Genomic DNA, 19,953 nt, shown 5'->3' with positions numbered 1-19,953 from the left:
TCCCTTCATAAATCTCTTCGGGGACTATAGCCTGAATGCGCAAAAAATCATACCCCAAAGTGATCTCTTAACTGCGGTAATTGTTCCGGCACTAGATGCACGAGCCCCTGATCCTAGTATACCGTCAACCCAGGGTATTCGGATAAAGAGCAACACAATTTTCGAACCCTTGTTGACAAAAATATTTCATTTCTGTATACATTAGCCCAGCAAGCGTCCGTCGTATAATGGTTATTACCCCAGCCTTCCAAGCTGGAGATGTCGGTTCGATTCCGATCGGACGCTCTTTCTCGCCTACCAATAATTCATTATCCCAGGGTTCCCCTGGCTTACCCCAGTACATTTTTTCCTTGGCACAACTTGGTATGTTAGTACAGTACCAGTACGCAGGTCACTATATAGAATACTCAGGTTCGTGGGCTGCAAGGACAGGGACAAACATCACGACAAATCAACATGGGGTGCAATTACTCCGCAGAATCATTCTGTAAGAACAAGAGCGTCTGGGGCACGCCGACCAGAAAAATCCCTCCGAGCATATTCCCAAGGGTTACCGGTATTATGTTGGTAGCGAACATCTCGATAATGGTATTCGTGCTTCCGCTCATCATTCCACCGGGAATAAGGAAAAAATTCGCAATGCTATGCTCAAGCCCTAGGGTGACAAAGGCCATAACCGGTAACCATATCCCTAGCATTTTCCCCGGGGCGTCAGAAGCTGCAGTCCCCATCCAGGCTGCTAAACAAACCAGCCAGTTCGCCCCGACTCCCTTCAGAAGGGAGAGTAAAAAGCTGTGACTCGTTTTACCCTCGGCAATCCCCGCAAAATATGCGCTCCAGGGTTCATGGCCAAGAAAACCGCTCGGTATAGCCACAATAAATAGAACCACCATAGCGCCAATGAAATTGCCCCCGTAGCTGAGAAGCAACCGCGGCGCTACCGCCTTCAAGGGGGTTCGTTTGCTCAACCAAGAAACCGTAAAGATAGCACAGTCGCTTGTAAACAAATCGGCGCCGGTGAATACCACCAAAATCAATCCCAGGGGGAACATTACCCCGAACAGGAGCTTAGGCAGACCGGGGTTGGCTGCAGCAATCCCGGGGATCCCCCCGGCAACCCCAAGAGCCAATAAACAACCCAAGGCCACATACGCGCCTCCAAGTACTGACGACAGAAAAAATTGCCGAGACGGTTGCTGGATCTTCTTTTCACCGGCCGTTATGAATTGTCGAATAACCTCCCCGGGGGGAAGAATTTGTGATGTGTTACGCATATATCCTCGTTTATAGTGAAGTAATTTCTCGTAGCTAGTTTCTATATCGTCGGCGATTATCCCTGGGGCAGACGGAAGCTCAGACGGTGAATTTCACTGGGACCGTACTCGGCGATCTTTTTCCGATGAAATTCGGTGGGATACCCCTTGTGCTTTCGTAGGCCGTACCGGTCATCTTGGTCGTTCTCAGTACACCAATCATCCAGCCAGGCATCACGTTCGGTTTTCGCAAGAATTGATGCAGCAGAAATGGCGGTGACTAATTGATCACCCTTGACAACCGGAAGAATCTCCCCGGTAAAACCGGGAATAGGCGGGACAAACTTCCCGTCCACCAGGATAGCGAGCCCCTGCTCGAGGATGATCTCAAGCTGACTTGCACCGGACCGGCGTACAAGATCCTCCCAAGCACGGGTCATGGCAAGCAGGGTCGCATTGTGGATGTTCATACTGTCAATTTCTCGATGGCTGGCCCATCCTATCCCCCAGGGATGCGAGGATCCCCTAATCTCTTCCGCGATGAGTCGTCGTTTTTTTTCTGTGAGTTTTTTACTGTCCTTATACAGTGGGTGATTATACTCCTCCGGGAGTATGACTGCCCCAGCCGTTACGGGGCCGCAAAGCGGCCCCCGCCCAGCTTCATCAAGTCCGCATACATACATGGTGCTGATAGATACCATAAATGGTCGGCTAGGGCAATGGAACTAGGTATGGACCAGGGGCATTGTTATGCCAGGGGGATTTCACTCTGCCATAGGCCGTGAATGTTGCAGTAGCTAATAGCTTGGAGGGTTCCTTGGCCAGTGATCGTTACCTGAAAGCGAGCCTCCGGTACGGAGTATGCAGGACCCTGATTCGCACCCTGAGCCGACTCACCATGGGCAGTGAATCTAGCCTCTCCGAGTTGAATGGGAAATGTGCCGTCCTGGGGCAAGAAAAAAAGCTGGATCCAGGAAATATGGTGCTCAGTGGTATTGGGATGTGGAATTTCCTTTCCCACACTTACAGTAACACTGTATGAACCCTGTTTTTCACCCTGTGGTTTGCACTCAATAACCGGTGCATGCTTTTCGGATTTCCAATCCGCACTCTGGATTTTCGAACTGATCATAACTCCTCCTAGGATCTTGGTTTCTGGTATAATCTCAGGATAGTTGTATTCCCGTGAAACTGCAAGAATATTGACGCTCCACCCCCTTGGTGATAGCTTGGGTGAACAATAGCAACTGCGGCGTTACTAGATCCCTCAACCGCCGAATAGAAAAGAAGGTATCTGTGTTTCTCAAGAGTATTGAAATCTTTGGATTTAAATCATTTGCTGACAAGAGTCTTATCCAATTCAGCGATGGCGTATCTGCCCTGCTTGGCCCCAATGGATGCGGGAAGAGCAACGTGGTGGACGCCATCAAATGGGTGTTAGGTGAGCAGGCCACGAAGAGCCTACGGGCAGATAAGATGGAGGATGTAATCTTCAATGGTACAGAGGCCCGGAAGGCACTCAATGTTGCTGAAGTCACACTTACCCTGCAAAACGATCACAATTTATTACCCCTGGACATGCCGGAAGTATCGGTGAAACGCCGCTTATATCGAAACGGAGACAGTGAATACTATATTAACAACACTCCGGTGCGCCTCAAGGAACTCCGTGAACTGTTTTATGATACAGGGGTGGGAAAATCAGCCTACTCCATCATGGAGCAGGGGAAGATAGATCAGGTGCTCTCGAATAAACCGGAGGAGCGGCGGCTGATTTTTGAGGAAGCCGCCGCCATCACTAAATTTAAGGTGAGGGGGCAAGAGGCAGAGCGCAAGCTCTTACGCACCGAAGAGAATATGCGGCAGGTAGAAAGCATCCTCTCCGAGGTCAAGCGCAGTTATGACGCCCTTAAGAAGCAGTCTGAAAAGACGGTACGCTATCGGGAACTTAAGGATGAGACCTTTTCGGTTGAGCTATCTATCCAGCTTCTTAAACTTCGAGATCTCCTAGAGGCAAAGGATAAGCGGAATAAGGAGCTGGCCGTTGCAGCCAAGGAACGGGATGAATTAAAACACCGGATTGATACTATTAATGAATCTGTGGAGAGCAATCTCGATCAGGTCAATACCATGGAATCCGAGCTCATCGAGACCCAAAAACTGCTATACGGGATTGAACTTGAAAAGAATAACCTGACCAGTCAAATCTCCCTCCTCCAGGAACGGGGACAGGAAATCTCGGATAAATTAAAATCCGATAAAGAGACCGAAGCGGTAATTTCCAAACGTATTGAGGAAGTGCAGAATACGATTCTTGAAAAAGAAAAATCTGAGAAAGCCATGGAATCCCGAGTCCAGGAGAACCAGCAAAACATCCAATTCTTTGCAGCATCCATCACCAGGACCTCGGACCGGATTGCCGATAATCAGCAGGGTATAGATTCCTCCACCCGAGAAATTCACACCATCGAGGCTGAGCAAACCCGGTTACAGGAATCCCTCGCGGAGTTGACCGACGATATCGTAGCTCAATTGGATCAGGGGCTGCAACAATCGGGGTATTCTATAAAACGGCGGGAAGAGTTGTCGGAAGATTTTCATGGTCGGTTACAGGGTATTAGAATTGCGGTTCAGGGGAAACGCGATCTGTTATCCGATTTTACAGGCACAGGAGAGGTAGAAGGACTCCAGGATCGCATCCGTGGCCTCATCGAAAGCTTATCAGATATAGACGGAAAAATAGCCGACCTGGATCATGTCTACACCCAACTGGAAGAAACAATTCCTCGGTTTTTGGATGATTTTATCGCACCCGAAGGGATTATTACGAGAAAACGTGGAATTGATGAAAGAATGCGTAGCCTCCGCCACGAAATTGAAAACCACCGTGAACGCATTACAAATTTTACCGAGGAAAATGATAGCCTGCGAAAAAAGGTCGAAGAATACCGAAGAACCCTGGAAGACCTCAAACTTTCAGATGTTCAACTAAAGAATCAGGTGGCTTCCATACGGGAAGATATCAATCGAACCCGTACCCAGACCGAGGAAATGTACACTCGCTTGCGGGAACATCGGAAACAGATGGCTGAGGATGAGGGAAGACTGCAGGGCCTCTCCAATAAAATCAAAGAGGTTGAATCTCAACGGCTATCCCAGGAAAAAGAAGAAAAGAACCTTCAAAAAACCCTCTCGCGACTCGAGAAAACCATCTCCACCAAGAATGCGGAGATGATCCGCAAGGAAAAAGAGCTTAAGACGAGTATGACAGGACTGGGGAAGGCCCAGGCAAAGGTTGAAAAACTGCAAATGACCCTGGCTGAGATCTCCGCGGATATTAAGAATCTGTACAACAACTTTAGGGAACGGTACTCCCAAGAACTAAGCACCTATGAAGATCGGATATATGAGATCACCGATAGTATCCAAGAATTAAAAAAGAACATGGATACCCTCAAAGAGGAGCAAAAGAGCCTTGGAAGTGTGAACCTTATGGCTCCCGAAGAATTTGCCGAGGTTAAGGAACGCTATGAATTTCTTCGCGGGCAAATGGACGATCTTGCCCAGGCCAAATCCGACCTGGAACGTATCACCGCTGAGATTCGTCAAGAGAGTGCAGAGTTGTTCACCCAAACCTATGAAAAGATCCGGAAAAACTTTCATGCCATGTTCCGACGACTATTCGGCGGCGGCCGGGCGGAGATCCGGCTTACCGAACCCGATCGTGTCCTAGAATCCGGAATCGAGATTTTCGCCCAGCCCCCGGGCAAAAAACTTGAGAGTATAAACCTCCTCTCGGGTGGTGAGCGCTCCCTCACCGCGGTAGCCCTGCTGTTTGCAACCTACATGGTAAAACCCAGCCCCTTCTGTCTCCTCGATGAGATTGACGCGGCCTTGGACGAGAGCAATGTGGGCAGGTTTGTGACGATGCTGATGGAATTCGGCCAGTCGAGTCAGTTCATTGTGATAACTCACAATAAAAAAACCGTTGCCGGCGCACGAACCCTCCTCGGGGTTACAATGGAGGAATCCGGTGTTTCGAAGGTAGTCTCCATTCGCATCGGCGGCGAGGGTGAGGTAACCACTCCGGATCAAAATCTCCATAGGGGGTAGATACCCCGGTAAGGAGGAGTCACCATGGAATCCAGAAAAATCTTACAGGCGTTTTTAGGACTGTTCAAAAAGATTCCATTACGGATTATTGGCTTTATCGTACTTGGCGTTCTGTTGTTGGTTTTTATGGTGATTCTCATGCGTGGATGTACTTCCAAGCCCGGGGATACCGGTGCTTCTGCCGGGCTCCCAGGGAGGAGGGATTCAGATCCCACGGTTCAACAAGATTTGAATACCCCCTTCCCGGATCCCTTGCAGGCCGCCCATGAGCTAGATCCTGCCGAATTGGTAATCCCGAACGAGATTGAGTATTTCTGGAACCCCGGCTGGATTCAGCAGCGTCCCCGGCGAACCCAATGGACCCTGGAAGATATAGAACAGTTCTGGGTTGATCCCATCACCGTTGGAACCGACACCCTCTCAGAACAGAACCGCCAGCGGTATTTTGATTTGCTGATGGAAATCGATTAATACCATATGTAATACCTAAAAGCCTGTAGCGTGTTCCCCCGCGAACCTATATCTGGGTTGGCTTCAAGACCCCGCACCTATCTCTATCCCCTATATCTAGCGCGGGTATAACCGTTTGTGCACCATAAAGTACTTAACCCACCCTGGTACGTTCCGATACTAGTACGGGAGGGGATGGCAATGAAAACTGCTAATCGACTAATGATCTTAACTATGGCGGTGGTACTGGGAGGCTGCGCGAGCATGCCGAACCAACCATCAATAGAATCTCCACAACAAATACCTATCTCGAAGCCAGGGCATACGGAAGATTCGGAACAAGCCTTACCGGAAATAAGCGCTAGACGGACCCCTTCCGCCGACCCGGTGATAGAGATTCCCACTCCCCCGTCCCCAGGGTTGCTGCCGATATACCGAGTTCTCAAGCAGACGTCCATTCCGCGCAGCCGGCAAATGCCCGAGCTTCCCCTCATCCCCAGTCCGGCTCCGGCTTCGATAGCCTTGGAGCAGCCCTTACCCCTGCCGATGGTGCAGATTTCAGAAAAGCTGGACGTGGAAAGCGGTTATGTATCTGAAGTACCAACCTCTCGCGGGGAGAACCTTCCCAATACCACCGATCCGTCTCAGGGTCTCCCCGAAACGCCTGACAACCATGAAGCAACACCGAGAGTGGCAAATTCGACTGGCGATCGTGAAACTGCAGCGGTGGACAGGGTAGCGGAGGCGAACCCCCCGTCGGTATCCCCCACGGCTCCTCCAGAGGTTGTATCCGTGGCTCTGGCGCCCAGCCAGGTCCGAGAGCCGGCAGAAGGCGGTCAGGCTGAGGCTGCCGGAAGGCAACCCGATCAGAATGAGCTGGAAATGGACCCTGAAATCCCGGAGGGTGAAACCGTCCGGCTACGCCCCCATGATGTGTATTCCCTATCCCAGGTGCTTCGGGAATCCGTTTTCCTGCCCGGATTCGGCTGGAGTGTCACCCGAATCTTGGAGGGAGAGGATTCTGCCGCAAGTGAGCCCCGGGAGATTCTATCCATCTCAGACGGTCGGTACATCGCCGATCAGATTAATCTCGTAGTTTCACTACAGTACGGTACCGAGGGAATGCATCTTACCTTAAATTCCACGGGTGATGAGCCCCTGGCAGAACCACAGCTAACCCAACCGATTACCCTGGACCTAGAACGGTACAATCTCCAAAGCGGGAAAAAAGATACGAAATCCATTTCGATAGTTACATCAATGCAAACAGAGCCCGATAAAGACCCAGATTACCCCCAGGAAGCTCCGAATCAAGTTCCAGGGGTAGAGCCTGTATCCCAGGGCCCATCCCTCAGAACAGTTTCTGACCGGTCAGCTATAAAACAAGAAGAACTTGCAATACAGAGCTCTCGGAGCGGAGATGACGTGTTATTTGCCCAAGCCCAAGATTTGGCTGCCCAAAAGGATCTAACCAGCATCAAGACGGCTGTTTCGCTGTATCGGAGGCTTCTCCAAGAATATCCCCTAAGCACACACTACCAGCAAGCTCGAGGGGCGGCATTGCAGCTGGAACGTGACTATATATTGGTACGGTAAGGACTTCTCATCCCAAGCCTTGACAGTTCCCGCCTATATCTGTATAAGTAGCGTTACTATACTTTAGGACATAGGCTGAATGTTAGACCGTATTTCAGATAAATTTACAGACGTTATCAGATCTATCTCAGGACAGGCTCGAATTTCTGAAAAGAACATCGAGGATGCTGTTGAGGAAATAAAAATTGCCCTGTTAGAGGCGGATGTCAATCTGCGGGTTGTTCGGCGTTTTGTAAATCGGACTATCCAGGAAGCCAAAGGCGATGCGGTTCTGAAAGCCGTATCACCGAGTCAGCAATTCATAAAAATCATAAACGATCGGATGGTGCAGCTTCTCGGCGATACCCGCCAGGAACTGCAGCTTAAAGGACCGGACACTACCAGTGTGATTCTGTTATACGGACTGCAAGGTTCCGGTAAAACGACGACCTCGGTAAAACTAGCCCTAGAACTAAAAAACCAGGGTAGACGCCCCATGCTTGCTGCGGCTGATCTTGTAAGACCGGCCGCCATACAGCAGCTCATGATACTCGGGGAGCAACACGGTATCCCAGTGGTCGCCGATGAAAAGGCTAAGGATCCCAGTAAGGTAGCTAAATCGGCCCTGCAGAGAGCGAAGAAAGAGCAGTTTGATGTCTTGATTGTTGATACCGCAGGTCGAATGCAGGCTGATCTTGATCTAATGAAGGAATTACAGGGGATCAAAAAGGTAGTAGATCCTGTTGAAGCCTTGTTGGTTGCTGATGCCATGACCGGACAAGCAGCTGTTGACATTGCAAAGACCTTCCACGATCAGATCGGCCTTACAGGGGTAATCTTAACTAAGTTTGATTCGGATACCCGGGGTGGTGCTGCACTATCTATTAAATCCATTACCGATCAGCCCATTAAATATATAGGTACTGGTGAAAAAATAACCGACATCGAACCCTTTTACCCCGAACGGATTGCATCCCGCATATTGGGCATGGGGGATGTGGTAAGTCTCGTTGAGAAGGCTCAGGAGGCCTTTGATGAGCAGGAAGCAATAGAGCTCCAAAAGAAAATGATGTCCGCCAGTTTTACCCTGGCTGACTACCTTGATCAATTCAAGAAAATGAAAAAAATGGGCAGCGTTGAATCTATGCTCGGCATGATTCCGGGACTGAAGGCCCAAGAAGCTGCCGAAGCAGTGGATGAAGGTGAGATGAAACGTGAAGAGGCTATCCTACTATCCATGACTCTCAAAGAGCGTGATAATCATCTGATCATAGGGCCTTCTCGGAGAAAAAGGATCGCAAAAGGCAGCGGCACTTCGGTGTACGATGTAAATAAACTTTTAAAGAAATTTGAAAAGATGCGGCTTATGATGAAAAAAATGACAAAAAATAAAAAGTATCAGCAGCAATTGATGAGACAGTTCGGAGGCTGAGGCTAGTACTCGGTAGAACTGTTCGGATTCCGCGGCAAAACGATCCGAACATCAATGTTACGATACAAAATTCAAATTCGATACTTCAACTGCTCCAGAGCAGCTGTGGATCAACTGGTTGGATCATAGGAGGATCAACGGTGAGTGTTAAAATTCGATTGAAGAGATTCGGAAGTAAGAAGCGGCCCTACTACCGGATAGTTGTAATGGATTCCCGTACCGCCCGGGATGGTAAGGCAATAGAGGAACTAGGGTTTTACCATCCTATTGAAGCTGATGATAAACAGCTGGTAGTGCAAGAGGAAAAAATTAAGGAATGGTTAGAAAAGGGTGCAACTCCCTCGGATACCGTACGGAAATTGCTCAACAAGAAGGATATTTTTCTAAAGTAAAAGTATTCCTCCTAAATAGGTAAGAGTGAGGAGGGAATGTATGGAACGAGAACTCATTGAATATCTGGCAAAATCTCTTGTTGATAACCCTGATGGTGTCGAGGTGAATGTAATAGAGGGAGAAAAGTCTACCATCCTTGAACTAAAGGTAGCAGGAGACGATGTTGGTAAGGTGATTGGCAAGCATGGACGTATAGCCAAGGCTATCAGAACCTTGCTCAGTGCCTCCGCTACCAAATCAGGAAAGCGTGTTGTTCTAGAGATACTGGACTGATGCAACGGTTGATAGTGGTTGCAACCCTAAAGAGCCCCCACGGGGTCAAAGGAGAGTGCAAACTGTTCAGCCATTCAGGTGAAATCAACCACTTGAAGGAATTGACCGCAGCTATACTCCGCTTTAACGGACATGAGCGTCAGATAGAAATTGAACATGTACGAGGAACCGGGAAAAATCCCATAGCCAAGATAAAAGGATTGGATAGTCCCGAAGCTGTAAAAGAACTTGGAGGCGCAGAAATCTTAGTTGAACGAGATAAGGCTTCCAAGCTCAGCCAGGGTGAATATTACATTGCCGATTTGGTGGGTTGCCGTATAAGTGTTAGTGAAACTACAAGAGGCGTGGTTGTATCGGTTTGGGAGAACAGTGCCAGCGATTTGTTGGAGACAAAATTAACAGACGGTAGGGTAGTGCATATCCCCATGATAGATCAGTTTATTGCCGAGGTTGATATACCGCAAAAGTGTATCCACCTTGTAGATGAATGGATTCTTCAATGAAAATAACTGTGTTGAGTTTGTTTCCAGAAATTGTAGATGCTTTTTTTCAAAGCTCAATCATGGCAAAGGCTGTCGATAAGAACATAATTGAGTACAGCTCTGTTAATATCCGTGATTTTGCCTTGGACAAACATCGTACCTGTGATGATTATCCCTACGGAGGGGGTGCCGGAATGGTCTTAAAACCGGAACCCCTGGTAGGTGCTCTGGACTCAGTTCAAGCCCTGGGAAAACGGGTAGTATACCCGAGTCCCTCCGGGCGTTTGTTTAATCAGGAGTTTGCGAAAAACCTCGCTGACGAACAAGAATTGGTATTTATTTGTGGCCGGTACGAAGGGATAGACCACCGCGTTATCCAACGCTATGTGACTGATGAGATTTCCATTGGTGATTATGTCGTATCATCAGGGGAGGTTGCCACGTTAACGATCATAGATGCCGTGTATCGGCTCGTCGACGGTGTTATCAACCAAGAATCCTTGGTGGAAGAGAGTCACAACGATGGATTGCTCGAATATCCCCATTTTACCAGACCGGAAAAGGTACTGGGCATAGGGGTCCCAGATGTATTATTATCGGGGAACCATGCTGCTATTAATGCATGGCGAAGAGGTCAACAACTACGGAAAACAAAACATGTCCGTCCTGACCTTTTTGCAAAGAAAGAATTAACAAAGGAAGATGCAAGATTGCTTGCTGCTGCCGAAGAACAGGGAGGAAGTTATGGATCTCATAAAGGCTATTGAAGCTGAACAAATTAAGGATTCTATACAGGAATTTTCTATTGGAGACACGGTCAAGGTTCACTTCACCATTGTAGAGGGGAAGACCGAGCGTATTCAGGTATATGAAGGGATTGTTATCGCCAGAAACAACTCTGGTGCCAGTGCTACCTTTACCGTTAGGAAGAACTCCTACGGGGTTGGTGTGGAGCGGGTATTCCCCCTTCATTCTCCTCGGATCGCGAAGATTGAGGTAGAACGGCGGGGTAGAGTACGTCGTGCGAAGCTGTATTATCTGCGAGACCGCATTGGTAAGGCTGCTAAGATTCGAGAACTCATAAAGAAAAAAAATCGTGCATAATGAATGATTCGTTCTGTTCCGAGATACATCGTTAACAGAAACATACTCTATAAAGCAGCCCCCGAGATCCAGCCTCTAGGTGGAATCCGGGGGCGTTTATATTCAGTAGTCGATATTGCTCCGAAAAAAGAACAGCCTGGCTTGTTGGAATTAACGGTAAAATCCCTAGACCGGCCGGGTGCAACCCTTCATGTTTCACTGAAGACTAGGGTAGATGAACCTATTACTCGGGGGACTATCATCGAGTTGTCAAACAATCCTGGTACCCCCCCGTCTTTATCGCACCATGATTCTATTAACTCCGCCCCGGGGTATCTCAATCTCCAGCTCCAAGGTGTAAAAGGATTTTTAGCCGAGTTATCGTTGCAGAATAATCCTCACGGGCTATTTCTTGTGTACTCATTAATGGCAAGGAACCTTAAAATATCCGGTGGGACGGTTAAGCGCTGGAGTGCATTTCTTGAGAAGCATAGTCCTGTGTTCTCAACCAAATCAGCGATACCGGCTGGGATTTGCGTCCACCTGCATTCCCTCGGGTTAGATCCCAAGGAACACATTACTCAACGAGTATTCAAACACCTTTCTCATCAACCCCCCGGGGATGTAGCCTCAGAAGATCATGACTTTCAGATACTTAACCTTCTGACGCTAAGAGAAAATCAAACTGGCTGGTATTTTTACACCCTCGAGGATACAAAAATCGGGAACCTGCTTTTCTGGCAGAATTATTCATCGGGTCAGCTGGTAGTCTCATTGTCTACAACCAGCAATGAAATCGTATTCTTCACATGGGTCGAACCCGAGAGAAAGATCCTGCGTTGGTATCATACCGGGTATTCCCCTAGTACCTCACCTGATGGTGAAGAAGAACAAAGGTTGCTCAAGTTTGTAGAAGCCCATAGATTCAAGGAAGTGCAATATATCAATGATGATCAGGTTTTTGATGGGTTTTCAATTTATAATCCATCAACTATACTAAAATCAGTTGATATTAAAGGATAAAAAAGTGAAGAAAGCGGTGGCGTTAGGATATGATCCGAAAAAGGTTGCCCCAGAGGTCATAGCAAAAGCTTTTGGCGAGCAGGTAGAACTATTGTTAACCCGTGCCCGGGAACTGGATATTACCATCAGGGAAGACAAGGTTCTTTCTGAAGCTCTTTCAAAAATTCCCTTGGGAACACCTATCCCTGAGGATTTTTATCGCGTTGTAGCTTCGTTATATGCATTTCTCCAGAATCAAGAAGCCGGTGTACATCATGAAAACGCTTTTAACTAACCAATTACAACCCGGAATGATCTTTTCCGAAAGTGTTTACATTGAAGAAGACACTATATTGATTCCAGCCAATGTAGCACTCTTGGAGAAAGATATTGAGCGTTTAAAAAAATGGGGCATTGAGATGGTGCAAACCCCTGGGGATATCCTCGTGGGTGATCCTGAAAATCCCGATCCTCGGCGCGGACTCGCCCAGTTGTTATTTAACAATCCAACCCAGCGGAAGCTTATGAAGGATTATACCGGCTGGTGTCAAACCTTAACTGGGTATTTTGAAAAAATTAGAAAAGGCTCTTTGATTGAGCGTGAGGGGCTTCTCAACCTCCTTGCTTCTATTACCAATACCCTGAATGAGTTTCGTGGAGATATGATTCAGCTGATTCTTTACGGTGTAAAGGGTGAATCTACCATCATAGAGAATGCTATAAACGGAACGATAATCAGTTACCTGGTAGGCCAAGAATTAGCTCTGTTACCCCATAAACTGCAACAGCTCTCCATAGCAGCCCTCCTTCGAGATATCGGTATGGCAAAAATTCCGGCATCCATCCGGGAGAAGCAGGGCGGGTTAGAAAACAAAGAGCTTCAACTTATAAAAACGCATACAATTCACACCTACAAATTAATTACGAAAGAGCTTCAATTCTCAGAAGATGTAGGGATGGCAGCCCTACAACACCATGAGCGTTGGGATGGAAAGGGCTATCCACGTGGGTTAAAGGGGAAAGAAATTCTATTAACAGGTAGGGTGATTTCCATTGCGGATGCCTTCGAGGCGATGGTCAGCGAACGTCCTTACCGGGATTCGATGATTGGATACACAGCCATGCGGACGATTTTGAGTGATAACGGGCGAAGATTTGACCCCGAGGTCGTAAAGGTTTTTATACGAACCCTCGGCATCTACCCGATTGGATCGATTGTGCTCCTCAGCGACGCCAGTATAGGCCGGGTAGTACAGAATCATCCAGATGCTCCGTTGCGTCCAGAAATTAAGATCATGGTGAACACTGAAGGCCGGCAATACCTAAAAGATGAGGGGGAAATCCTAGACTTGATGCAGACCAAGGGTGTGTTTATTGCCCGGGCAGTCAACCCAAAGGAATTACCCACGGGCCAAACCTAAGCGTTCAGAGAGCTGGAATGAAAGAACCTGATTCGACTGTTCAAAAAGGCAGGCGGGGTGAACAGCGTGCCTGCGATTTTCTCACCCAGAGAAATTTCAAGATAATAAAAAGAAACTTTAATTATCCCGGCGGTGAAGTCGATATTATTGCTGTAGAACACTCGACTTTACATTTTATTGAGGTTAAGGCCTGGGCGGACACACCGGTTTTTGAGCTGGAGCGTGCCGTAAATTGTAATAAGCTGAGAAAAATTAAACGGGGTGTACGGTACTTTTTTGAGCAACCTAATAATTTCTCAGACCATAGTATTCAAATTGATGTATTATTCATCAATGTGAAAACAAAAACCATCGATTTTTATGAGGACATTGGGTAACTGAACCTATGATGAATCATGACCGTGAATTGACACCCCAAGAAATTCTTGAACTTCAAAAAAAATTAAAGGATCCATATTATGTTGAGTGGGCAATTGAGCGAATCGCCACTACCATCTCGTCGGAACTTCTATCTCAACATCACTTCAATACAGGGAACGCAACAACAACACTGTAACGCGCTCAAAAGGTGATGATTAAATCCAGGGTCTCATACAGGTGTGAACGGATTTCAGATACATGAATCCTGGGAATAATAGATATCAACAATTCCAGTAGCTGTTTGCTCGGTATAACGGAACGGTCTACGAATTGCCCTCGTAGATACTGGCTAATGATCTTAATAATTAAGTAATCCGGGTGGGGTATCCGGGAACGTTGTCCTTCTAGTATTTCAATAAGACTTTGATCCAGGTCAGCAGTTAACAGTACTGATTCAGAGCTTAATTCCTGCAGAAGTGAGTATCTTATTGCATCATCCGTGGATAGCATTAATATCTTCGATGAAAGCTGTGCACCCGGTACTCCGGGAATTCGAACGGCAATCTGGTGCAGTAGTACTATCTCTGAGGGCATCAGAGCATTGCCGGGCTGGCTTGCATGGTGAACAATCCTTGTGAGTATCTGACGGGTTTCATCAATTCGGACATCGCTATTGCCGCTTTTTACATCATCGAGCAGGAAGTGTAATGCTGATTTGGTTAATTCGTAATTTCCGGAGGTGGCGAGCATGGTGATTTTATCGACTTCAGAAAGGTCACTAGAAGGCTTGGGCGTAATGACCTGCCAATCACTGTCTTCCTGTCCCCAAAGCAGCAATGGAACCGAAAACAGGAGAACTACTAAAATCCGAATGATGCTCCTCCAGGTATTCATGTCGATGTAGTTTACTATACTCTGAATTAAAAAGGATAGGGCGAAGAGGAATTACTTGACATAGGAACCTAGGATCCGTAGTATACCTCACTATGCTTACAGCACTCTTCCCAGGTTCCTTTGATCCCCCAACGCTTGGACATCTCAATCTGATTGATCGGTGTTCTGGGATCTTTGATCATGTTTATGTAGTTATTGCAGTAAATCCAAAAAAACGCTATAGTTTTACAGCTGAGGAACGGAAGCAGATGCTGGAGGAATTGGTCCAAGGTTACGAAAACGTTTCAGTTCATACGTGGGATAAACTAATCGTAACCTTTGCGGAAAGCGTGAATGCAAAGGTAATGGTTCGTGGCGTTCGGGCCCTTACGGATTTTAATTATGAATTTGAGCTTTCCATGCTGAATAAGGGCCTTAACTCCCATGTTGAGACGATGTTCTTGCCAACAGATCCAAAATATTTTGTGTTACGTTCAACAGCAATCAAAGAGTTGGCAAGGCTCGGTGGTGATATCAGTGAAATGGTACCAGAGGCCATCAAGAGCCGAGTCGCAAAACGGTATCAAGAAGAATAAAGTATTTTCTGAATTGGATTCAGTTATACTTGACAATAAACCATTCATTTTGTAATGTCATCAACATTACGAAATAGTATATGTAAGTGAGGATTCTAATGGCAGTACCTAAGCATCGTGCTTCGAAAGCGAGAACGAGACGCAGGGCCTCAATAAATGCTAAATTGGACGTGGCAAACCTGTCCGAATGTGACAACTGTGGTGCAATGAAAATGCCCCATAGGGTGTGTCCGAAATGCGGCTTTTATCGTGGTAAGCAGGTTATAGAACCTGAATCCCTGTCTTAATCACAACTAATGGAGGGTCCAATGGACGAAATGCTGGAAAAATTGAAGAAGCTAATCGCTGACAAATTGGAAGTTGAAGAGGAGAAGATCACTCCTGAAGCTTCTTTCCGACAGGATCTTGGGGCAGACAGCCTGGATCTCTATGAATTGGTTTATGCCATCGAAGAAGAGATGGGTATTCAGATTCCCGATGATCAAACCAATGAGTTTGAAACTGTTCAGGATGCCTTGAATTTTCTTAAGTCACAACAAAAGTAAGTTTCTGGTGAACATACAAAAGAATATCGAGGTTCTGCAGGCTCCAACGGTAACACCGGAACGGCGTAAGGAACTGACGCTATTCGAAAAGCAATCAGGTATAAGGTTCAGGAGAATTGATCTTCTGAACCTTGCTTTTTGCCATCGATCCTTTGCAAACGAAACCACAAACGCCATCGGCAACAATGAAAAATTAGAATTCCTCGGGGATTCTGTTCTGGGGCTCGTTGTGGCTGAATACCTGTTCACGGAATTGCACGATAAGAGTGAAGGTGACCTGGCAAAAATTAAGTCCTTTGTTGTCTCCGAGGTTAGCCTGGCTGATATCGCCCGGGATCTGCACATTGACGACTACATTCTCATTGGCAAGGGTGAAGAGCACTCCGGGGGTCGAAATAAACGAGCCCTACTAGCCGATGCGATGGAAGCGGTGATCGGTGCGTATTTTTTAGATTCAGGATTTAAACCAGCTAAGCGCTTTATATTAAAATATTTAATTCCAGAGATAAACAAAGTATTACAGAATAAACACCATAAAGATTATAAGACACTTCTCCAGGAATACGTTCAAAAGGAATACAAGACTTACCCTAAGTATCATCTCATTAAGAAAACCGGGCCGGATCATGCTAAGGTGTTCTGGATGGAGGTTACGGTTTTGGAGAAAACCTATGGACCAGGCCAGGGGAGAAACAAAAAAGAAGCCGAGCAAAAGGCCGCAAGGCTTGCGTATAATGATCTTGACATCACTGATGAATAGTACGTACTGACAAGAGACAATCTACTCGCTACTCTTCTGGGCAGGCCCGTTGATACGGGTTTCATAAAAATTTTTAGCTAGGCTGAGCAGTTTCTCTGCCTGGTTCATGGCTGGATCAGCCAGTACTGTCTCTAATAATTCGTCAAGGATAAGCCCAATATGTGGACCGGGTTTCACCTTAATATGTTCCATCAGCTGTCTTCCATTTATGGCAAGATCTTTTACGGTAAGGGGAGGGGATCCCTCAAGGATTTCTTTAATACGGCCTTCTAAATCATCGATTTGGAGAATAGCCGCTGGGGCTCGGTTGGGTACTCTTAAGAATTTTCCTAGAATATCAGCTCGTTTTAAAAGGATGAGGTCGAAGATAAGATCTTTTCCAACCCGTGCAATCAGTCTCCTGATAGCAGAATCGTGGGTTAACGTATACTCGAACATATGGTGTTGGACTAGCCGCCGAGTTCGCTCCACGATCTGATTAGGATATCGTAAGCGTGTGAGAATCGCCTGTACTGTTTCTGCTCCTTTCTGGTCATGACCAAGGTAGTGGATAGCACCGTCGGAGGTACAGCTCTCCGTAGTAGGTTTTTCAATATCGTGGAGAAAGGCAGCAAGACGGAGGGGAAGGGTGGCAGTGATTGGTAGCGCCTGAACCGTGTTTACGAGATGCGTAAACAAATCCGCTTCTACACACTTGCTTATTTCTGGAATAAAATACTGGTAGAGCCCAATCTCTTCAAGTTGTCTTACCCCCGAGGATGCTTGGTCGGATAAGATTATTTTTGTAAACTCATCACGGATGCGTTCTATGGAAACTGAAGCAAGTCCATCTCTATGGTTTTTCATACCCTGCCAAGTCTGTGCTTCGATAGTGAATCCTAATTGTGATGAAAAGCGAATTGCACGGAGGATCCGCAGGGCGTCTTCTTTAAACCGGAGATTCGGATCTCCGACGCATCGAATAATCTTGGATGAAAGATCATTCAAACCATTGTGGGGATCAAAAAATTTGATTTCGGGAAGCTGAATGGCCATTGAATTGATGGTAAAATCTCTCCGGTCAAGATCCTCCCGTATGTCCTTGGTAAATTCTACCGAATCTGGCCGACGATTATCCGTGTAGCTCCCGTCGATCCGAAAGGTCGTCACCTCAAAGTGGTGGGAGCGGTATAATACCGTGACTGTCCCATGGGATATGCCCGTTGGTATCACCCGTTTAAATAGTGATATAACTTCCTCCGGTTCTGCATCACTGGCAAAATCCCAGTCTTTTGGTGTGATCCCAAGTCCAATATTTCGTACAGCACCGCCAACCAGGAACAATTGAAACCCGTGTTGTATGAACACTTGGGCAAAAGACAGAATGAAGTTAGGCAATTTCGGTTTATTCATCGTGATAGTATAAAAAAAAGCTTCCCTGAGTGGGAAGCCTTTTTTGGGTTGATCTGCTTACTGGAGAAGCTGAAGAACACTCTGATTCTTCTGGTTCGCCTGTGCAAGCATTGCGTTGGAGCTCTGTACAAGGATTTGATTCTTCACGAAATCAACCATTTCCTTGGCCATATCCACATCTCGAATACGAGATTCAGCTGCCTGAAGATTTTCAGCACCAATAGAAATACCCTGCTGAGCAAGTTCAAGGCGATTCTGGTAAGCACCAAGATCTGCGCGCTGTTTGCTTACGGTCTTCAAGGCTGTATCCACTACACCAATTACTGTATTCGCCTTTTCAGGGGTCGAAATACTGATAAATGATGCTGTGTGAGGGAGACCACCAGTTCCTTGGAGTCCGAGGCCCTGGGCGGTCATGGTTCCAATGAAAACACGTTCTCGTTGGTCCATGTTTGCGCCAATATGGAACCACATGCTTGCGGTAACCACGTTTGTCCCGTTATCAGCAGCAAACCGACCGGTAAGAATGTTCATCCCATTGAACTGAGCATGGGATGCTACCCGGTTGATCTCGTCTACAAGCTGAGATACCTCTACCTGAATCTGCATCCTATCCTCTGAGGAATAGATACCATTCGAAGATTGCACAGCCAATTCCCGGATCCGCTGAAGAATATCTTGAGTTTCCTGTAGATAACCTTCAGTGGTTTGAATAAAGGAAATACCGTCCGATGCGTTTCTTTCAGCCTGGTTCAAACCGCGGATCTGAGCTCGCATTTTTTCGGATACAGCAAGACCCGATGCATCATCACCCGCACGGTTAATCCGTAGCCCTGATGATAGCTTCTCGATGTTCGAATCAACACTCATGTTGTTGAACTTGTTCTGGCGCTGGGCAAACATAGCGCTCATGTTGTGATTGATGATCATACAATCCTCCTTGATCGATCTGGGTAAACACCCATTTAAGGAACTTCCTTGTTCCTTTAGATTGAATATCGGAACATAGAATGGTTTCTTTAGGCTGTGAAATAAAAATTTTCCATTGATGTAGAAAAACTGCGCATTCGGAAGTAACCCACATCGGATATAGGGTGGATAATAGGATTCCGGCCCCAGGAGCAGCACCGCTTAGGCGCGATGCTACAACCATTTACGAGCACTGCTGCTAAAATTCGGAGTTCACACCATGACAGCCCAAAGAGATATGAATGGAGAGTAGGGTAATTTGAACGCCTTGCTATACCTGGATGAATAGTACATCCTGTCGATATGGAAAGTTGTTTACATCAAACTGTGTCTATCGTTATCGGTGGCGAAGCACCTACCAACCCTGTATTACAACGAATTCTGCATGGATGTAGTTTTTTGATAGCTGCAGATAGTGGATTCGATACTGTTCTGGATGCTGGTTTAGAGCCTGACCTCGTTATAGGTGATATGGATTCTCTAGTACATAGGGAGTCCCTGAGAAAAATGGATCCAGACCGGGTGATAAAGTATCCCAAGGAAAAGGACTTTTCCGACACTGAACTGGCAATACAATTTGCATTGGAACGAGGTGCCACGGAATTACTGATTCTAGGAGGAGGTGGCGGAAGGCTAGACCATACGCTATCTATTATCCATATAGTCAGTCGGCTATCTGTTCCCGTTTTTTGGATAACCAAGTACGATGAATTATTTATGCTTTTTCCTGGTCAAACCAGTCTTGCAAAAATGAAAGACAGGAGAGTGAGTTTTACTCCCCTAGGGCAAACACATACAGTCTGCAATTCCCAGGGGTTAGCATGGGATTTAAAAGATGTAATTTGGCAGGAAATGCCGATGAGTTTAAGTAATGTAGGAATCCAGGAAACAGTAACTGTAACGGTACAAGAGGGGAGCCTACTGTGTATCGTGGAACTTACAGAAAACCATCGGACTCAATATGAGCTGAAAAGGAGGTAA

At 46.7% G+C, this 19,953-nt stretch carries 24 protein-coding genes and 1 tRNA gene; 19 read left to right on the top strand and 6 right to left on the bottom strand.

Annotation, left to right across the window (positions count from 1 at the left end; genetic code table 11):
* Positions 1 to 213 precede the first annotated feature (213 nt).
* Positions 214 to 285: transfer RNA gene (locus DC28_RS00285), tRNA-Gly, on the top strand.
* Positions 286 to 467: 182 nt separating this feature from the next.
* Here DC28_RS00285 and DC28_RS00280 read toward each other — a convergent pair.
* The 3 genes from DC28_RS00280 to DC28_RS00270 are packed head-to-tail and all read right to left on the bottom strand — an operon-like array spanning position 468 to position 2,385.
* A complete protein-coding gene (locus DC28_RS00280; protein WP_081941728.1) occupies positions 468 to 1,274 on the bottom strand; it encodes a formate/nitrite transporter family protein in 807 nt (268 codons plus the stop codon).
* 56 nt (positions 1,275 to 1,330) lie between these two features.
* Positions 1,331 to 1,954: a ribonuclease HII gene (locus tag DC28_RS16045; protein WP_037544460.1), complete on the bottom strand. Its 624-nt coding sequence runs from the start codon at positions 1,952 to 1,954 to the stop codon at positions 1,331 to 1,333.
* Between the two features lie 47 nt (positions 1,955 to 2,001).
* On the bottom strand, positions 2,002 to 2,385 hold the full coding sequence (locus DC28_RS00270; RefSeq protein WP_037544458.1) for a class II SORL domain-containing protein: 384 nt from the start codon (positions 2,383 to 2,385) through the stop codon (positions 2,002 to 2,004).
* A gap of 101 nt (positions 2,386 to 2,486) precedes the next feature.
* On the opposite strand from DC28_RS00270, the gene DC28_RS00265 reads away from it, so the two are divergent.
* The 13 genes from DC28_RS00265 (at position 2,487) to DC28_RS00205 (ending at position 13,854) form a co-directional block, all read left to right on the top strand.
* Positions 2,487 to 5,366: a chromosome segregation SMC family protein gene (locus DC28_RS00265; RefSeq protein WP_162180168.1), complete on the top strand. Its 2,880-nt coding sequence runs from the start codon at positions 2,487 to 2,489 to the stop codon at positions 5,364 to 5,366.
* A gap of 24 nt (positions 5,367 to 5,390) precedes the next feature.
* Complete coding sequence (locus DC28_RS00260; RefSeq protein ID WP_037544454.1) at positions 5,391 to 5,837, top strand: hypothetical protein; 447 nt, start codon at positions 5,391 to 5,393, stop codon at positions 5,835 to 5,837.
* A 180-nt stretch (positions 5,838 to 6,017) separates the two neighbouring features.
* Positions 6,018 to 7,412, top strand: coding sequence for a hypothetical protein (locus DC28_RS00255; protein ID WP_156104513.1), 1,395 nt, complete (start codon positions 6,018 to 6,020; stop codon positions 7,410 to 7,412).
* Between the two features lie 79 nt (positions 7,413 to 7,491).
* Positions 7,492 to 8,823, top strand: coding sequence for a signal recognition particle protein (ffh, locus tag DC28_RS00250; RefSeq protein WP_037544450.1), 1,332 nt, complete (start codon positions 7,492 to 7,494; stop codon positions 8,821 to 8,823).
* Between the two features lie 140 nt (positions 8,824 to 8,963).
* A complete protein-coding gene (gene rpsP / locus DC28_RS00245; RefSeq protein WP_037544448.1) occupies positions 8,964 to 9,215 on the top strand; it encodes a 30S ribosomal protein S16 in 252 nt (83 codons plus the stop codon).
* A 40-nt stretch (positions 9,216 to 9,255) separates the two neighbouring features.
* On the top strand, positions 9,256 to 9,489 hold the full coding sequence (locus DC28_RS00240; RefSeq protein ID WP_037544445.1) for a KH domain-containing protein: 234 nt from the start codon (positions 9,256 to 9,258) through the stop codon (positions 9,487 to 9,489).
* Positions 9,489 to 9,992 carry a ribosome maturation factor RimM gene (rimM, locus tag DC28_RS00235; RefSeq protein WP_037544443.1) on the top strand — a complete coding sequence of 168 codons (504 nt, stop codon included), beginning with the start codon at positions 9,489 to 9,491 and terminating at the stop codon, positions 9,990 to 9,992. Before DC28_RS00240 ends, rimM begins: the two co-directional genes overlap by 1 nt.
* On the top strand, positions 9,989 to 10,738 hold the full coding sequence (gene trmD, locus DC28_RS00230) for a tRNA (guanosine(37)-N1)-methyltransferase TrmD (RefSeq protein ID WP_052078259.1): 750 nt from the start codon (positions 9,989 to 9,991) through the stop codon (positions 10,736 to 10,738). The genes rimM and trmD overlap by 4 nt, the downstream gene beginning before the upstream one ends.
* Positions 10,716 to 11,075, top strand: a complete 360-nt coding sequence (gene rplS / locus DC28_RS00225) for a 50S ribosomal protein L19 (RefSeq protein ID WP_037544441.1) — start codon at positions 10,716 to 10,718, stop codon at positions 11,073 to 11,075. The genes trmD and rplS overlap by 23 nt, the downstream gene beginning before the upstream one ends.
* A gap of 3 nt (positions 11,076 to 11,078) precedes the next feature.
* Positions 11,079 to 12,077, top strand: coding sequence for a hypothetical protein (locus DC28_RS16325; protein ID WP_156104512.1), 999 nt, complete (start codon positions 11,079 to 11,081; stop codon positions 12,075 to 12,077).
* Positions 12,061 to 12,351, top strand: a complete 291-nt coding sequence (locus DC28_RS00215; protein ID WP_081941727.1) for an EscU/YscU/HrcU family type III secretion system export apparatus switch protein — start codon at positions 12,061 to 12,063, stop codon at positions 12,349 to 12,351. The genes DC28_RS16325 and DC28_RS00215 overlap by 17 nt, the downstream gene beginning before the upstream one ends.
* The gene (locus DC28_RS00210) at positions 12,332 to 13,477 is read left to right on the top strand and encodes an HD-GYP domain-containing protein (RefSeq protein ID WP_037544437.1); all 1,146 of its coding nucleotides are present in this window, start codon (positions 12,332 to 12,334) and stop codon (positions 13,475 to 13,477) included. Before DC28_RS00215 ends, DC28_RS00210 begins: the two co-directional genes overlap by 20 nt.
* Before the next feature lie 17 nt (positions 13,478 to 13,494).
* Positions 13,495 to 13,854, top strand: a complete 360-nt coding sequence (locus DC28_RS00205; RefSeq protein ID WP_052078256.1) for a YraN family protein — start codon at positions 13,495 to 13,497, stop codon at positions 13,852 to 13,854.
* 184 nt (positions 13,855 to 14,038) lie between these two features.
* Here the strand turns inward: DC28_RS00205 and DC28_RS00200 are convergent, their stop codons facing one another.
* Positions 14,039 to 14,731, bottom strand: a complete 693-nt coding sequence (locus DC28_RS00200) for a hypothetical protein (protein ID WP_037544435.1) — start codon at positions 14,729 to 14,731, stop codon at positions 14,039 to 14,041.
* A 92-nt stretch (positions 14,732 to 14,823) separates the two neighbouring features.
* On the opposite strand from DC28_RS00200, the gene coaD reads away from it, so the two are divergent.
* The 4 genes from coaD (at position 14,824) to rnc (ending at position 16,611) form a co-directional block, all read left to right on the top strand.
* Complete coding sequence (gene coaD / locus DC28_RS00195) at positions 14,824 to 15,306, top strand: pantetheine-phosphate adenylyltransferase (protein ID WP_037544434.1); 483 nt, start codon at positions 14,824 to 14,826, stop codon at positions 15,304 to 15,306.
* 98 nt (positions 15,307 to 15,404) lie between these two features.
* Positions 15,405 to 15,593: a 50S ribosomal protein L32 gene (rpmF, locus tag DC28_RS16040; RefSeq protein ID WP_081941725.1), complete on the top strand. Its 189-nt coding sequence runs from the start codon at positions 15,405 to 15,407 to the stop codon at positions 15,591 to 15,593.
* 21 nt (positions 15,594 to 15,614) lie between these two features.
* Positions 15,615 to 15,851 (top strand): acyl carrier protein, encoded by a 237-nt coding sequence (locus tag DC28_RS00190; RefSeq protein WP_037544432.1) that lies wholly within the window; start codon positions 15,615 to 15,617, stop codon positions 15,849 to 15,851.
* Positions 15,852 to 15,858: 7 nt separating this feature from the next.
* Positions 15,859 to 16,611 carry a ribonuclease III gene (rnc, locus tag DC28_RS00185; RefSeq protein WP_052078255.1) on the top strand — a complete coding sequence of 251 codons (753 nt, stop codon included), beginning with the start codon at positions 15,859 to 15,861 and terminating at the stop codon, positions 16,609 to 16,611.
* A gap of 21 nt (positions 16,612 to 16,632) precedes the next feature.
* On the opposite strand, the gene DC28_RS00180 is transcribed toward rnc, so the two are convergent.
* Complete coding sequence (locus DC28_RS00180) at positions 16,633 to 18,003, bottom strand: CCA tRNA nucleotidyltransferase (protein WP_037544430.1); 1,371 nt, start codon at positions 18,001 to 18,003, stop codon at positions 16,633 to 16,635.
* Between the two features lie 57 nt (positions 18,004 to 18,060).
* The gene (locus tag DC28_RS00175; RefSeq protein ID WP_037544428.1) at positions 18,061 to 18,933 is read right to left on the bottom strand and encodes a flagellin N-terminal helical domain-containing protein; all 873 of its coding nucleotides are present in this window, start codon (positions 18,931 to 18,933) and stop codon (positions 18,061 to 18,063) included.
* A 342-nt stretch (positions 18,934 to 19,275) separates the two neighbouring features.
* Here DC28_RS00175 and DC28_RS00170 point away from each other — a divergent pair, with 342 nt between their 5' ends.
* Positions 19,276 to 19,953 carry a thiamine diphosphokinase gene (locus DC28_RS00170; RefSeq protein WP_081941724.1) on the top strand — a complete coding sequence of 226 codons (678 nt, stop codon included), beginning with the start codon at positions 19,276 to 19,278 and terminating at the stop codon, positions 19,951 to 19,953.

The sequence above is a fragment of the Spirochaeta lutea genome, from assembly GCF_000758165.1.
In the GTDB taxonomy this organism is placed as follows: Bacteria; Spirochaetota; Spirochaetia; order DSM-27196; family Salinispiraceae; genus Spirochaeta_D; species Spirochaeta_D lutea.
The sequence above is the reverse complement of the archived record's forward strand: the minus strand, read 5'-3'. Positions and strand labels throughout refer to the sequence as shown.

Bases quoted from the DNA above. Each gene is read 5' to 3' on its own strand.
- DC28_RS00280 (WP_081941728.1), bottom strand. From the start codon at position 1,274: ATGCGTAACACATCACAAATTCTTCCCCCCGGGGAGGTTATTCGACAA.
- DC28_RS16045 (WP_037544460.1), bottom strand. From the start codon at position 1,954: ATGGTATCTATCAGCACCATGTATGTATGCGGACTTGATGAAGCTGGG.
- DC28_RS00270 (WP_037544458.1), bottom strand. From the start codon at position 2,385: ATGATCAGTTCGAAAATCCAGAGTGCGGATTGGAAATCCGAAAAGCAT.
- DC28_RS00260 (WP_037544454.1), top strand. From the start codon at position 5,391: ATGGAATCCAGAAAAATCTTACAGGCGTTTTTAGGACTGTTCAAAAAG.
- DC28_RS00255 (WP_156104513.1), top strand. From the start codon at position 6,018: ATGAAAACTGCTAATCGACTAATGATCTTAACTATGGCGGTGGTACTG.
- ffh (WP_037544450.1), top strand. From the start codon at position 7,492: ATGTTAGACCGTATTTCAGATAAATTTACAGACGTTATCAGATCTATC.
- DC28_RS00240 (WP_037544445.1), top strand. From the start codon at position 9,256: ATGGAACGAGAACTCATTGAATATCTGGCAAAATCTCTTGTTGATAAC.
- rimM (WP_037544443.1), top strand. From the start codon at position 9,489: ATGCAACGGTTGATAGTGGTTGCAACCCTAAAGAGCCCCCACGGGGTC.
- trmD (WP_052078259.1), top strand. From the start codon at position 9,989: ATGAAAATAACTGTGTTGAGTTTGTTTCCAGAAATTGTAGATGCTTTT.
- rplS (WP_037544441.1), top strand. From the start codon at position 10,716: ATGGATCTCATAAAGGCTATTGAAGCTGAACAAATTAAGGATTCTATA.
- DC28_RS16325 (WP_156104512.1), top strand. From the start codon at position 11,079: ATGATTCGTTCTGTTCCGAGATACATCGTTAACAGAAACATACTCTAT.
- DC28_RS00210 (WP_037544437.1), top strand. From the start codon at position 12,332: ATGAAAACGCTTTTAACTAACCAATTACAACCCGGAATGATCTTTTCC.
- DC28_RS00205 (WP_052078256.1), top strand. From the start codon at position 13,495: ATGAAAGAACCTGATTCGACTGTTCAAAAAGGCAGGCGGGGTGAACAG.
- DC28_RS00200 (WP_037544435.1), bottom strand. From the start codon at position 14,731: ATGAATACCTGGAGGAGCATCATTCGGATTTTAGTAGTTCTCCTGTTT.
- coaD (WP_037544434.1), top strand. From the start codon at position 14,824: ATGCTTACAGCACTCTTCCCAGGTTCCTTTGATCCCCCAACGCTTGGA.
- rpmF (WP_081941725.1), top strand. From the start codon at position 15,405: ATGGCAGTACCTAAGCATCGTGCTTCGAAAGCGAGAACGAGACGCAGG.
- DC28_RS00190 (WP_037544432.1), top strand. From the start codon at position 15,615: ATGGACGAAATGCTGGAAAAATTGAAGAAGCTAATCGCTGACAAATTG.
- DC28_RS00180 (WP_037544430.1), bottom strand. From the start codon at position 18,003: ATGAATAAACCGAAATTGCCTAACTTCATTCTGTCTTTTGCCCAAGTG.
- DC28_RS00175 (WP_037544428.1), bottom strand. From the start codon at position 18,933: ATGATCATCAATCACAACATGAGCGCTATGTTTGCCCAGCGCCAGAAC.
- DC28_RS00170 (WP_081941724.1), top strand. From the start codon at position 19,276: ATGGAAAGTTGTTTACATCAAACTGTGTCTATCGTTATCGGTGGCGAA.